This window comes from Halomonas sp. DP4Y7-1 (assembly GCF_019800705.1).
In the GTDB taxonomy this organism is placed as follows: Bacteria; Pseudomonadota; Gammaproteobacteria; order Pseudomonadales; family Halomonadaceae; genus Halomonas; species Halomonas litopenaei_A.
In genome coordinates this window covers 24,113-37,523 of record NZ_JAHVKS010000001.1, presented here as the reverse complement: position 1 = coordinate 37,523, position 13,411 = coordinate 24,113, and the positions used below count along the sequence as shown (strand labels likewise).

Annotated in this window: 12 protein-coding genes and 1 pseudogene; all 13 read right to left on the bottom strand. The window is 63.1% G+C overall.

The features are described 5' to 3' along the window. Positions 1-25: 25 nt before the first annotated feature. A complete protein-coding gene (gene rnhB / locus KUV72_RS00170) occupies positions 26-667 on the bottom strand; it encodes a ribonuclease HII (protein WP_206940302.1) in 642 nt (213 codons plus the stop codon). A gap of 232 nt (positions 668-899) precedes the next feature. Next, positions 900-2,090: pseudogene (gene lpxB / locus KUV72_RS00165) on the bottom strand (lipid-A-disaccharide synthase); the annotation flags it as partial. Between the two features lie 76 nt (positions 2,091-2,166). Continuing rightward, entirely contained in the window at positions 2,167-2,934 is a 768-nt protein-coding gene (gene lpxA, locus KUV72_RS00160; protein WP_206940305.1) for an acyl-ACP--UDP-N-acetylglucosamine O-acyltransferase, read from the bottom strand. Continuing rightward, positions 2,931-3,374 carry a 3-hydroxyacyl-ACP dehydratase FabZ gene (fabZ, locus tag KUV72_RS00155; RefSeq protein WP_206940307.1) on the bottom strand — a complete coding sequence of 148 codons (444 nt, stop codon included), beginning with the start codon at positions 3,372-3,374 and terminating at the stop codon, positions 2,931-2,933. Before fabZ ends, lpxA begins: the two co-directional genes overlap by 4 nt. A 113-nt stretch (positions 3,375-3,487) precedes the next feature. Beyond that, positions 3,488-4,528 carry a UDP-3-O-(3-hydroxymyristoyl)glucosamine N-acyltransferase gene (gene lpxD, locus KUV72_RS00150; protein WP_222161565.1) on the bottom strand — a complete coding sequence of 347 codons (1,041 nt, stop codon included), beginning with the start codon at positions 4,526-4,528 and terminating at the stop codon, positions 3,488-3,490. Positions 4,529-4,586: 58 nt separating this feature from the next. Then, positions 4,587-5,090: an OmpH family outer membrane protein gene (locus KUV72_RS00145; protein WP_206940311.1), complete on the bottom strand. Its 504-nt coding sequence runs from the start codon at positions 5,088-5,090 to the stop codon at positions 4,587-4,589. Continuing rightward, on the bottom strand, positions 5,090-7,438 hold the full coding sequence (gene bamA / locus KUV72_RS00140; protein WP_206940312.1) for an outer membrane protein assembly factor BamA: 2,349 nt from the start codon (positions 7,436-7,438) through the stop codon (positions 5,090-5,092). Before bamA ends, KUV72_RS00145 begins: the two co-directional genes overlap by 1 nt. Before the next feature lie 189 nt (positions 7,439-7,627). Next, positions 7,628-8,986: an RIP metalloprotease RseP gene (gene rseP, locus KUV72_RS00135; protein WP_222237051.1), complete on the bottom strand. Its 1,359-nt coding sequence runs from the start codon at positions 8,984-8,986 to the stop codon at positions 7,628-7,630. A 91-nt stretch (positions 8,987-9,077) separates the two neighbouring features. Further along, complete coding sequence (ispC, locus tag KUV72_RS00130) at positions 9,078-10,289, bottom strand: 1-deoxy-D-xylulose-5-phosphate reductoisomerase (protein ID WP_222237050.1); 1,212 nt, start codon at positions 10,287-10,289, stop codon at positions 9,078-9,080. After that, entirely contained in the window at positions 10,286-11,092 is an 807-nt protein-coding gene (locus tag KUV72_RS00125; RefSeq protein WP_222237049.1) for a phosphatidate cytidylyltransferase, read from the bottom strand. Before KUV72_RS00125 ends, ispC begins: the two co-directional genes overlap by 4 nt. Further along, entirely contained in the window at positions 11,085-11,855 is a 771-nt protein-coding gene (gene uppS, locus KUV72_RS00120) for a polyprenyl diphosphate synthase (RefSeq protein ID WP_261317312.1), read from the bottom strand. The genes KUV72_RS00125 and uppS overlap by 8 nt, the downstream gene beginning before the upstream one ends. Positions 11,856-12,049: 194 nt before the next feature. Further along, positions 12,050-12,607 carry a ribosome recycling factor gene (gene frr, locus KUV72_RS00115; RefSeq protein WP_206940317.1) on the bottom strand — a complete coding sequence of 186 codons (558 nt, stop codon included), beginning with the start codon at positions 12,605-12,607 and terminating at the stop codon, positions 12,050-12,052. A gap of 4 nt (positions 12,608-12,611) precedes the next feature. Continuing rightward, on the bottom strand, positions 12,612-13,379 hold the full coding sequence (pyrH, locus tag KUV72_RS00110; RefSeq protein ID WP_206940318.1) for a UMP kinase: 768 nt from the start codon (positions 13,377-13,379) through the stop codon (positions 12,612-12,614). Positions 13,380-13,411: the final 32 nt, after the last annotated feature.

Below are 13,411 nucleotides of genomic sequence, written 5' to 3'. Positions count from 1 at the left end.
GCCGTGGCGGGGCTGTGAATACGGGTCAGAATAGCGCCAGCTGGCGCTTGACAGGGGCAAAGGAGCGACGATGTTCGTCGAGTGGCCCCAGACGTTCCAGCGCGGCCAGATGTTCAGCCGTCGGGTAGCCCTTGTGGCGGGCGAAACCATAGTCAGGATAGCGCCGGTCGAGCGACACCATGGCAGCATCCCGCGCCACCTTGGCGAGGATGGATGCGGCGGCGATGGCCGGGTGACGGGCATCACCCTTGACCACAGCCTGGCCGGGAACATGATGCCCGGGGAGGCGATTGCCGTCCACCAGCAGGTATTCAGGCGAAGGCATCAGCCCATCGATGGCACGGCGCATGGCAAGATGCGTGGCGTGGTAGATATTGAGCTGATCGATTTCCTCGGGGCTGGCGGCTGCCACGTGGAAGGCCAGCGCACGTTCACGAATCAGCCCGTCGAGGGCCTCTCGGCGCTTGGCCGACAACGCCTTGGAATCGGTCAGCCCGTCGATGGGCCGCTCGGGATCCAGGATCACCGCCGCGGCGACCACTGCGCCGACCAACGGCCCCCGCCCGACCTCATCCACTCCAGCCAGGAGCTGGCCATCATAGTCCACCACCAATGGCGGCAACGGCGCCTTCGCGGCGCGCCCCTTGCGAGCCGAATCAGCGGCCATCCTTGTCTCCTCGGGCCTGCGTAGGTGCAGCGCCGGTGTCGCTATCCTGAGAAGCCATCTCGTGAGAGGCGCCTGCGGCGGTCTTGTGAGAGGCGCCTGCGGCGGTCTTGTGAGAAGCGCCTGCGGCGGTCTTATTAGAGGCACCTGCGGCGGTCTTGTAAGAAGCGCCAGCGTCGCTCCCGGCACTGTCCGGGTCCGCCACCTCCTGCGTACACTCCGGGGCCACACTCGGTGGCAACGGCCGACCTGCCACCAGCGCTTCGATGGCCTCCGCCGCGCGACGGCTGGCATCACGCTGCAGGCCTTCATGCATCGCCGCGAAGCGCGTCTCGAGCGCGCTACGCCCCTGGGGATCCGACAACATGGCCTCCAGCTGCCGGGCAATCGCTTCGGCACTGGCCTCGTCCTGAATCAGTTCAGGCACCAGCGACTCCTGGGCGATCAGGTTCGGCAGCGAGATCCACGGGGTCTTGACCATCCAGCGAGCAATCCGATGCGTCATCGGCGCCATGCGATAGCCCACCAGCATCGGCCGGTGACACAGCATGGCTTCCAGCGCCGCCGTACCCGAGGCGAGCAGAACCAGGTCGCTGGCCACCATGGCTTCGCGGGCCTGACCGTCCAGCAGCATGACGCGATCGCGAAGCGCCGGCCGCTGTTGCAGCAGAACCTCGAGCTCCTGGCGACGCTCGGGCGTGGCAGCCGGAATCACCACCCGCAGGCGCTCACGCGTTTCCACCAGTCGCTGTGCGGCCTCCACAAAGGTCGCCGCCATGAAACGCAGTTCATTGCGCCTGGAACCTGGCAGCAGCGCCAGTACTTCTTCGTCCGGCTCGAGCCCAAACGCCCTGCGGGCAGACTGCCGATCGTTCACCAGCGGCAGCTCGTCTGCCAGCGGGTGGCCGACGAAGGCCACCGGCACGCGATGTTTGACGTAGAAGGCTGCCTCGAACGGCAAGAAGGTCAGCATGGCATCCACCGAGCGGGCAATGCCCTTGACCCGCCCCTGGCGCCAGGCCCATACCGACGGACTGACGTAATGAGCCGTGGTGATACCCGCCTCGCGCAGCTGTCGCTCGAGCCCCAGATTGAAGTCAGGCGCATCGATGCCCACCATGATGTCAGGCTGCCATGCCAGCGCGTCGCGGCGCAGATGGCGACGCACACGCACCAGCTCGGGCAGGTGCTTGAGCACCTCGACCAGGCCCATGACCGACAGGGTTTCCAGGGGATACAGTGACGCCAGGCCCTCGGCCAGCATGCGTGGCCCGCCAAGCCCACGAAACTCGACGCCAGGATGTCGCGCCTTGAGCGCGCGCATCAATCCCGCGCCAAGAATGTCGCCAGACAATTCTCCGGCGACCAGGTAGACACGGCGGACAGGGACGGCGTCACTCTCGGCTTGGCGAACGACGTGGGTCATGGGGGCTCCCCGGATCAGCGATGGAGTGTCCCGGGGGCAGCGGCCTCACCGGATGGTCAGGCAAGGCCGCCGTTCATCAGCGGATAATGCCCCGGGTAGACGCCTCGATGGAGGCCACGAAGGCGTCGGTTTCCGCCAGCGAGAACCGCTGGCGAATCTCGGCCACCGCTTGCTCGACGGTCAGTCCCTGCCGGTAGACCAGCTTGTAGGACTCGTTGAGCGCGCGGATCGCCTCACTGGCAAAGCCACGCCGCTTGAGGCCGACCACATTGAGACCATGGGCCTGAGCAGGGTTGCCGTTGATCATCACGAAGTCGGGTGTGTCCTTGGTGATGATCGAGCCTCCCCCGGCCATGGCATGGGAACCAAAGCGGCAGAACTGATGGATCGCCGACAGACCGCCGATAATGGCAAAATCGCCCAACTGCACATGTCCGGCCAGGGTCACCTGGTTGGCCAGAATACAGTCATCGCCGATGATGCAGTCATGCCCGACATGGACATAGGCCATGAACAGATTGCGCGAACCGATGGTGGTCTCGCTGCGATCCTGCACGGTGCCGCGGTGCAGGGTGACACCCTCACGGACAACGTTGTCATCGCCCATCACCAGGCGCGTCGGTTCTCCGTTGTACTTCTTGTCCTGGCAAGCCTCGCCGACAGACGCAAACTGAAAGATGCGATTGCGCTTGCCAAGGACCGTCGGCCCCTGCACCACGACATGGGGACCAATCACGGTGCCTTCGCCAATCTCGACGTCGGGACCAATCACGCTGAAGGGCCCAACCTCGACATCGTCGGCCAGGCGGGCGCCGGGATCTACGATGGCGGACGGATGTATCAAGCGATCTTCCTCTCGGCGCAGATGATGTCGGCTTCACAGGCCAGCTCACCTTCCACGGTGGCACGGCACTTGAACTTCCAGATGCCGCGCTTGGCCCGCTCGACCTCGGCACGCAGCTGCAGGGTATCACCAGGCATGACCGGACGCTTGAAGCGCACGTTATCGCTACCGACGAGGTAGTACACGTAGCCGTCGGCGGGCAGCTTATTGACCGTCTTGAAGCCAAGAATGCCGCAGGCCTGGGCCAGCGCCTCGACCACCAGCACCCCCGGCATGATGGGATGGTGCGGGAAGTGACCATTGAAGAACGGCTCGTTGATGCTGACATTCTTGTAGGCAACGATGGTCTCGCCGTGGGTCAATTCCGTGACCCGATCCACCAGCAAGAAAGGATAGCGGTGGGGCAGATATTCGCGAATCTCGTTGATGTCCATAACCATCGTAGCGACCTCTAAAATGACAAGAGCCCTTCTCCGAGAAGGACACGAGCGGCGTCGGGCTTGCGCGCCGAGCCGACAATAGGCGGTGGATTATACCGACCTGAACCACCCCCTCAAGTATCGCTGGAATCCCGCTTCTCCAGGCGACTGACGCGCTTGGCGATACTGTCGAGCTGCTTGAAGCGCACGGCATTGCGGCGCCACTGGCTATTTTCCATGGCACCGGTGCCGGAGGAGTAGACTCCCGGCTCAAGAATCGAATTGGTGACCAGGCTCATGCCAGTGACCTGCACGCCGTCACTGATGGTCAGGTGCCCGGACAAGCCCACCCCGCCTCCCAGCATGCAGTGGCGTCCCACCCGAGTGGAACCCGCAATGCCGACGCAGCCGGCCAGGGCGCTGTGATCACCGATCTGCACGTTGTGCGCGATCTGCACCTGGCTATCGATCTTGACGTCGTTACCGATCACGGTGTCACCGAGTGCACCGCGATCAATGCTGGAACAGCTGCCGACCTCGACATCATCGCCCAGCACCGCACCACCCAGCTGGGCAATCTTGCGCCAGCCACTTCCATCGTGGGCAAAGCCGAAGCCGTCGCCGCCAATCACGCAGCCACTGTGCAAGATCACCCGCTTGCCGATGACCACCCCGTGATACAGCGTGACATTGGCATGCAGGAAACCGTCATCGTCGATCTGGCTGTCGCTTCCGATCACGCAGCCGGGACCTACGACAACGCGGTCGCCCAGCTTCACGCCGGATTCGACTACCGCATTGGGGCCGATGCACACATCTTCACCCAGTACCGCATCGTCGGCCACCACGGCACTATGATGCACACCCGGGCGATGAGCGCCGACCAGGGGATCGAGCAACCTGGAGAGCTCGGCGTACCCCAGATAGGGATTGTCCAGCACCAGTGCGGGCACTGGACAGGCTTCTAGATGATCAGGGTGCAGCAATACGGCAGCGGCACGTGTAGAGGGAAGGTCCTTGAGGTAGGCCCGGTTGGCGAGAAAGCTGACCTGGTCAGGCCCGGCATCCTTGAGCGTCGCCAGCCCTCGCACGCGCTGATCGCCATCGCCGTGCAGGCGCGCGCCCAGTTGGCTGGCGATCTCGGAAAGGCTTGGCTGGGTGCGTGATGATTTCATGAATGACCGTGATGCGGTAACGACAAAATTCGAGAAAGGAAGCGCTGGTCACGCGCTGTCAGGGCGTGTCCAGCAACCGAGTCACCTCTGCGGTCAGGTCGGGCAGATCGCGGCTGCTGTGCAGCACGCCATCCGGCGTGACCAGCACGTCCACATCGTGGCGATCAATGACCTGCGCCACCGCCTCGTCGACACGACCTTCAAGGCGACTTATCAAACGCTGTTCGGTTTCCTGGCGAGCGTTGAGGATATCACGCCTTAGCCGATCGAATCGCTGTCCCTTCTGTTGAAACTCCTGGACGCTGGCGGGGTTCGGCTGCTGCCCCTGCTGGGCAAGCTCATCGGCCAACCCTTCCAGCTCCAGGCGAAGCACTTCAGCCTCTTGCTGCCACGGCCCCACCTGCTGCTGGAGGGACTGCATGGCACCTTGGGCCATGCGGGTGTCCAGCAGCGCTTGCTGCCAATCCAGCACCGCGACTCCCGAGGCCTGCGCCGCCTGCCATGGCAGGGCGGCACACGCCACGATGACTGCCAGGCAACGGCGCAGTCCACTCACTGACATCAGAACGTCTGACCGAGCGAGAACTGGAACACCTGGGTGTCATCCTCGTCCTTGTCATTAAGCGGTTCAGCGATACTGAAGGTCAGCGGCCCGACCGGCGTCAGCCAGGACACGCCAACACCCGCGCTGTAGCGAATATCACCGAACTCCACTCCGGAATCACACTTCTGGCGACCTTCGTCTTCAGACAGTACGTCATAGCACTCGGTCAGGAAGGTGTTACCGGCATCGATGAACAGCGACGGCTGCACCGAACGCTTGTCTTCGACGAAAGGCATCGGGAAGATCAGTTCCATGCTGCCCTCGATCAGCACGTTACCGCCCAGCGTCTCGTCATCACCATCTTCACGCTCGGTGGTCAGCTGACCCAGGGTGTTGTCGGTGAAACCACGTACCGAGCCAAGACCACCGGCCAGGAAGTTCTCGTAGAACGGATAGGGGTCGCTCGAGTTGAGCGCGTCGGCGTAACCCACCTGTCCGCTGAACTTGAGTGACCAAGTTTCTTCCTCGTTGAACGGGAAGAACTGCTTGGCCTGGGCACGGGCCTTGTAGTACTCGGCGTCGCTGCCGGGCACACCCAGCTCCAGCGACAGGCGCTGGTAGTTACCGGCGGTGGGCATGATGCCCCGGTTCAGATCGTTACGGGTCCAGCTACCGGTGACCGACAGGGTGTTGGCGTCATCACCTTCATCCAGCACGTAGCGCTTGATTTCCGACGGCGTGTCATCATAGGTGTCGATCTCGAGCTTCTCGATGTTGGCGCCAAAGTTCATGCGCGTCAGCTCGTTGATCGGATAGCCGAAGTTGATGCCTGCCCCCAGCGCATCGGTGGAGTAGGTGGAGATATCGGAATCTTCGTAGTCGGTCGCGCGGTAGTAGAAATTGTAGCCGCGAGAGATACCGTCAAGCGTCCAGTAGGGGTCAGTGAAACCAAAGTTGATGCTGGTGTAGGTATCACTCTTCTGGGCACCGATATTGACCCGATTGCCGCTACCCAGGAAGTTGTTCTGGGACAGCGAGGCGCCGTAGATGACGCCGGCACTCTGAGAGAAACCAAGGCTTGCCGAGAGCGAGCCAGAAGGCTGCTCTTCGACGTTGTAGGTGACATCGAGCTGGTCGCTTTCGCCCGGCACCGGCTCCGTCTGCACCTCGACCTGCTTGAAGAAGCCAAGACGTTCCAGGCGCTGACGCGATTGGGAAATGGCCTCGGTCGACGCCGGCGCGCTTTCCGCCTGGATCATCTCGCGGCGCAGCACCTCGTCCTTGGTCGTGGTGTTGCCGACAAACTGGATACGACGCACATAGGCGCGACGTCCGGGGGCGACCTGGAAGCTCAAGTCGACGGTTTCGCCGTCACTGCGTACTTCCGGGATGCCGTCGACCTCGGCGAAGGCAAAACCTTCTGCCCCAAGGCGCGAGCGCATGGCTTCAGAGGACGCAATGACCTTGCTGCGGGAGAACACGTCACCGGACTGGAACTGCAGCAGATCGCGGGCTTCTGCCTCGGCTACCTTCAGGTCGCCGACGAAGTTGATATCTCCGACCCGATAGCGGTTGCCTTCATCGACATTGATGGTGATGAAGATCCGGGACTTGTCAGGACTAATGGACACCTGGCTCGAGGTAATCTCGAAATTCACGTAACCGCGGTCGAGATAGTAGGAGCGCAGGCGCTCCAGGTCACCCGCCAGGGCTTCCCGGGAATATTCGTCGGCGGAGAACCAGCCAAAGAACAGGCCGGGATCATCCTCAAGCTCGAACTCATCGAGCAGGATATCGTCGGAAAAGGCCTCGTTGCCCACGATGTTGATCTGGCGAATCTTGGCAACGGCACCTTCATTGATATTGATATCGACGCGCACCCGGCCTTGGCCGACCGGCGTCACCTCAGTATCAATGCGGGCGCTGTAGCGGCCCTGGGACTGGTACAGCCCCTCCAGCTCACGCTTCATCTCGTCGATGGTCGACAGCTGCAGCACCTGGCCTTCACTGATCCCGGCCTGCTTCAGGCCGTTGCGCAGATCTTCATCGGTGATCTGTGAGTTGCCTTCGATATTGAGGGCTGAAATGGTCGGACGTTCCTCGACCTGGATGATCAGCACATCGCCCTCACGAGCAAGCTCGATATCTTCGAACAGCCCAGTGGCAAACAGCTGGCGCGCGGCGTCGGCCAGCTCGCGGTCATCCACCTGGTCGCGAGCGTTGACGGGAAACGCATTGAAGACGGATGCAGCGGAGACCCGTTGAAGGCCCTCCACACGAATGTCCGACACGGTAAAGGAATCCGCGTGCGCCACCTGGGCACAGGCGGTCAAGAGTGTCGCCAATCCGATGGTCTTGATTTTCATGCAGTCAATTCGCTCGCGTTGAGTCAGCGTACCTGTCCAGACAGGCACCTTATACATTTCTCCGCCTTACTGACAAGTTGACAGCGGCGTCTCAAAAAAGGGGCACCGTCTCCCGTCACTCGCCGCCACCACCCCTGGTGACGACTGCGGCGTCTCCCGACACTCGGGCCTTGCTGATGGTCTGCCGCCCTACCAGAGCCGCATCACATCAAAGTACAGGGCCATGATCATCAGCGTTCCGACCAGCGCTAGACCCACCTTCAGTCCGACCGCCTGGGTGCGCTCGGAGACAGGCCGTCCGCGCACCGCCTCGATCAGGTAGTACAGCAGATGGCCACCGTCGAGCACCGGGATGGGCAGCAGATTGAGCACCCCCAGGCTGATCGACAGGTACGCCGTGAAGTTGACGAAGCTCTCTAGACCCGAGCGAGCCGTATCGCCCGCGATGCGCGCAATCGTGATCGGGCCCGACAGGTTGGTCGGTGAAATCAGGCCCACCAGCATCTTGCGCACCGCGTCGAAGGTCAACACTGTCATTTCGGCGGTGCGCGATGCGGCTTGCCCCACGGCCTCCAGAGGTCCGTAGCGGATATCTCGCTGATACTTCTGGGGCCAGTCTACCGGTGCAACGCCGGCACCGATATAGCCGATCTCGCTACCATCATCGAGACGGTTCCCGCGCGGGGTCAGGCTTAGCGTGACAGAGGCATCGCCTCGCTGCACGTCGAGCTCCATGGCCTCGCCGGGACGCGCCCGGACGCGCTGTACCAGGTCCGGCCAGTCCGCCACCGGCTCGCCATCAATCGCCACCACCCGGTCACCGGGCTGCAGCCCCGCCTGTACCGCTGGCTCATTCTCGACCAGTTGGCCGATCACTGCCGGCATGTCCGGGCGCCACGGCCGGATACCCAGCGTTCCCAGCGGCTCCGGTGGGTCCTGCCCCACCAGCCAGTTGTCCACCTCGACCGGGTAGGTCCGGGCAACGCTGCTGCCCTCCGCCCGTGTCTCGATGTCCAGGCTGCCGCTGGCGCCAATGGCAGCCACCAGCTTCAAGTTGATGTCGTCCCAGGAGCGAACCGGCTCACCGCGGACGGCGGTGACTTCCATGCCCTGCTCCAGCCCCGCCTCGGCCGCCGGAGACTGCGGCGTCACCTCGCCCACTACCGGCACGACCGTCGTGGTACCCGCCACAAACAGCGCCCAATAGGCCACTAGCGCCAACAGGAAGTTGGCCAGCGGACCCGCTGCGACAATCGCAATACGCGCCCATACCGACTTGCGATTGAAGGCCTGATCCAGCTGGTCAGCCGGGACATTGCCCTCACGCTCGTCGAGCATCTTGACGTAGCCGCCCAATGGAATGGCGGCGATCGCGAACTCGGTGCCATGGCGGTCCACTCGCGACCACAAGGGCTTGCCGAAACCTACCGAGAAACGCAACACCTTCACGCCACAGCGGCGCGCCACCCAGAAGTGACCGAACTCATGGAAGGTGACCAACAAGCCGAGCACCACCAGCACGGCCAGAATATTCTGAATCAGGCCCACCTACGTCTCCTTGGCAATGTCGCGTGCGTCGGCGCCAGCGCCGTCGTTGTTCCGGCAGCAGAGAATGAGAAAGGTTCCACTAAACAACGCATCAGCGGCGTGCCTCCAGCCAGGCCAGCGCATGACGCCGGGCCTGGCGGTCGGCGGCCAGCACCGCCTCCAGATCATCAGCGCGGCCATCGAAGTGGCCCTCTCTGACGTCCTGCACCAGCGCGGCAATGGCATTGAAGCTCAGGCGCCGATCCAGGAAGGCCTCCACCGCGATTTCGTTGGCGGCGTTGAGTACGGCAGGCTGCAGCCCCCCTGCCGCCATCGCCTCGCGAGCCAGACGCAGGCAGGGAAACGCCGTTTCGTCGGCCGGCTCGAAGTCCAGACGAGCCACCGCGAACAGATCCAGCGGCTGCACACCGGCATCGATCCGCTCGGGCCACGCCAAGCCGTAGGCGATGGGCGTGCGCATGTCCGGATTGCCAAGCTGTGCCAGCACCGACCCATCGCTGTAGGCCGCCATGGAATGAATCACGCTCTGCGGGTGTACCACCACCTGAATCTGCTCAGGCCGAGCATCGAACAGCCAGCAGGCCTCGATCAGCTCGAGCCCCTTGTTCATCAGGGTGGCACTGTCTACGGAAATCTTGCGGCCCATCGACCAGTTGGGGTGCGCACAGGCCTGGTCGGGGGTGACATGGGCCAGCTGCTCGGAGGAGTAACCGCGAAAGGGACCGCCCGAAGCGGTCAGCAGCAGCTGGGTGACCCCATGCTGCGCCAACCCTCCACGGTGTTCACCGGGCAGACACTGAAAAATGGCATTGTGCTCGGAATCGATCGGCAACAGCGCCGCGCCGCTCTCCTCGACGGCCTGCATGAACAGCGCCCCCGACATGACCAACGCTTCCTTGTTGGCCAGCAGCACGCGCTTGCCCGCCCGCACCGCAGCCAGCGTAGGCAACAGTCCGGCGGCGCCCACGATGGCCGCCATGACCACCTCGGCTTCCGGCGCACTGGCGACCTCCGCCAATGCCTGATCACCGTGGCGTACCTCGGTGGCAAGGCCAGACTCCCGGAGCTTCAGTGCCAGCCATTCGGCATCGGCTGCACCGCCCAGCACGGCCACCTCGGGGCGGTGAGACAGGCACTGCTCCAGCAGCGCCTCGCGGGACCGGTGTGCCGTCAGGGCGTGGACGCGATAGCGGTCGGGATGCCGTGCGATGACGTCGAGGGTACTGGTGCCGATAGAGCCGGTGGCTCCCAGCACAGTCACCCCCTTTACCGCCTGTGCGTCAGAGCGCTTAGGATCTGTCATGACGCCACCAGCCAGGTAAAGAAAAGTGCGAAGACGGGAATCGCAGCCGTCAGGCTGTCGATGCGATCAAGCACGCCGCCATGCCCGGGCAACAGGGCACTCGAGTCCTTGATCCCGCGATGGCGCTTGAGCATGCTCTCGAGCAGATCCCCAAGCACCGAGATCAGGGTCACGGCCAGTGTCAGCAGCACCAGCGTGATGGCGGCGGACAGCGATAGCGCCTGCCACAGGGCAAACACCACCGCCAGACAGGCAGTGACGGCCATGCCACCGTATACGCCTTCCCAGGACTTGCCTGGGCTGACGCTGGGCGCCAGCTTGCGACGGCCAAAGGCGCGGCCAACGAAGTAAGCACCGATATCGGCTCCCCACACCAGCAGCAGCACGAACAGTAGCCAGGCGGCGCCGCTCTCCCGCAGCAGGTTGAAGCCGACCCAGGTGGGCAGCAATACCCAGCCGCCCATGGCCAGGCGCATGCAGGTCGACGACCACTGCGGCGTGCGCTCAGGATGCCCCAGCACCCACCACAGATTGATCGACCAGCCAACGGCGCCTATCACCAAGGGCCACAGGGCGTGAGACTGACCGGTTAGCCACATCACCAGCATGATCCCGGCCAGCGCCGCCGGGGCTAGCCAACGCCTCACTCCCCGATCCAGGCCTGCCAGGTTGGCCCACTCCCAGCCCGCCAGCACCACGATGGCGCCGGTGAACAGCGCGAAGGCGCCCCCTTCCAGTCCAAACAAGCCTGCCAGCGCCAACGGCGCCAGCCAGACCGCCGTAATGATTCGCTGTCTAAGCACCCTGGGCCTCTAGCTGTTCGTCAGTCATGCCGAAGCGGCGCTTGCGCTGGCAGAAGTCCTCCAGCGCGTCGTCGAAGGCCTCGCCATCGAAGTCGGGCCAGAGCACGGGCGTGAAGTACAGCTCCGCATAGGCCAGTTGCCACAGCAGAAAGTTGGAGATACGGCGCTCGCCGCTGGTACGAATGCACAGATCGACTGGCGCCGCGTCACTCAAGCACAGCTCCTGTGCCAGGGTGTCTTCGTCGATGGCATCCGCCTTGAGCTCACCCCGCGCGACGCGCTCGGCCAGCCGCCGCGCACCGCTGGCGATGTCCCACTGACCGCCATAGTTGGCGGCAATGACCAGGCGCAAACCCTGATTGCCCTGCGTCAACCGCTCGGCATCTTCAATCCGCTTCTGGATCGCCGACGAGAACCCCGAGGTATCACCGATCACCGACAGACGGATATCGTGCTCGTGGAGCTTCTTGACCTCGCGCTTGAGCGCCATCAGGAACAGTTCCATCAGCGCGTTCACTTCAGCGGCGGGACGTTTCCAGTTCTCACTGGAGAAAGCAAACAGCGTCAGCGTCTCGATACGTCTCTCGGCGGCACGACGAATCACCGCTCTCACGGCTTCGACACCCGCGTGATGCCCGCGCACACCGGATAAACCGCGCGCCTTGGCCCAACGGTTATTGCCATCCATGATCACGGCCACGTGACGAGGCAGACTCGCAGAGGGCGGCAGCGGGCGAAGTTCGGGAGACGGCGTTGACTTCATGGGGTCTCGCATGACGTTTGAATCCAGCCTCACCGCATCCTGGCAGCAAGACAATCGGTTCATTTGTCGGCCATCGGCCAAGGCGATGGCCGACAAAGCAACCTCGGCCACTGGTCACATGCACCACGATAGCGCACGCCCAGTGCAGCGGCACCCCGGGCCTGCCGTCGCGGCAGCCCCGGAGCAGCGCCGGATCAGACCTGCATCAGGTCTTCTTCCTTGGCCGCCAAGGTCTTGTCGATTTCGGCGATGAAGCGATCGGTGATCTTCTGCACCTCATCCTCGCCCTGACGCTCTTCGTCCTCGGAAATTTCCTTGTCCTTGAGCAGCGCCTTGATGTCGTTGTTGGCATCACGACGGACGTTGCGGATCGCGACACGCGCGTTCTCCGCTTCCTGACGCGCCTGCTTGATGTAGCCCTTGCGCGTCTCCTCGGTGAGCATCGGCATCGGCACGCGGATCACGTTGCCGGCAGACGCCGGATTGAGGCCAAGGTCAGAGGTCATGATCGCCTTCTCGACCTTGGGCACCATGCTTTGCTCCCAGGGCACGACGGTCAGCGTGCGGGCGTCCTCGACGTTGACCGACGCCACCTGGTTCAGCGGCATCATGGAGCCGTAGTATTCGACCTGGACGGCATCCAGAATGCTGGGATGCGCGCGGCCGGTACGAATCTTGTTCAGGTTATGATGCAGCGACTCGATGGTCTTCTGCATTCTCGTTTCTGTGTCTTTCTTGATGTCGTTGATCACGATCTCACCCTCTGTCGATCAGCGTGCCTTCCTTGCCACCCACTACCAGGTTGAGCAGGGCGCCAGGCTTGTTCATGTTGAAGACCCGAACCGGCATGTCATGGTCACGCACCAGACAAATCGCGGTCAAATCCATCACCCCGAGCTTCTGTTCGAGGGCGTCGTCATAGGACAGTTGGTCATACTTGACGGCATCGTCGAACTTGACCGGATCCTTGTCGTAGACACCATCTACCTTGGTTGCCTTGACCACCACGTCGGCATCGATCTCGATGCCGCGCAGACACGCAGCGGAATCGGTGGTAAAGAACGGGTTACCGGTACCGGCGGAGAACAGCACGACATCGCCGGACGTCAGGTAACGAATCGCCGTGCGTCGGTCGTAGTGCTCCACTACCCCACTCATGGGAATCGCCGACATGACCCGCGAGCGAATGTTGGAACGCTCAAGCGCATCGCGCATGGCCAGGGCGTTCATCACCGTCGCCAGCATGCCCATGTGGTCACCGGTGACACGCTCCATACCGGCTTCATGCAGGGCGGCACCACGGAACAGGTTGCCACCGCCGATCACGATGCCTACCTGGACGCCGATGCCTACCAGCTGCCCAATCTCGAGGGCCATGCGATCAAGCACCTTGGGATCGATCCCGAACTCGGCATCCCCGGTCAACGCCTCACCTGACAGCTTCAGCAGGATGCGCTTGTACTTCGACACATCGGCACGGGGCTTGTCGAGCTTGGACTGGGGGGAAGAATCGGCGCTACTCATGGCATTTCTCCACTGGGGACTGGATGGGTCGA

Excerpts from the sequence above, each read along its gene's own strand:
- bamA (WP_206940312.1), bottom strand. The coding sequence starts at position 7,438 with ATGAAAATCAAGACCATCGGATTGGCGACACTCTTGACCGCCTGTGCC.
- fabZ (WP_206940307.1), bottom strand. The coding sequence starts at position 3,374 with ATGGTTATGGACATCAACGAGATTCGCGAATATCTGCCCCACCGCTAT.
- uppS (WP_261317312.1), bottom strand. The coding sequence starts at position 11,855 with ATGAAGTCAACGCCGTCTCCCGAACTTCGCCCGCTGCCGCCCTCTGCG.
- lpxD (WP_222161565.1), bottom strand. The coding sequence starts at position 4,528 with ATGAAATCATCACGCACCCAGCCAAGCCTTTCCGAGATCGCCAGCCAA.
- pyrH (WP_206940318.1), bottom strand. The coding sequence starts at position 13,379 with ATGAGTAGCGCCGATTCTTCCCCCCAGTCCAAGCTCGACAAGCCCCGT.
- KUV72_RS00145 (WP_206940311.1), bottom strand. The coding sequence starts at position 5,090 with ATGTCAGTGAGTGGACTGCGCCGTTGCCTGGCAGTCATCGTGGCGTGT.
- ispC (WP_222237050.1), bottom strand. The coding sequence starts at position 10,289 with ATGACAGATCCTAAGCGCTCTGACGCACAGGCGGTAAAGGGGGTGACT.
- rnhB (WP_206940302.1), bottom strand. The coding sequence starts at position 667 with ATGGCCGCTGATTCGGCTCGCAAGGGGCGCGCCGCGAAGGCGCCGTTG.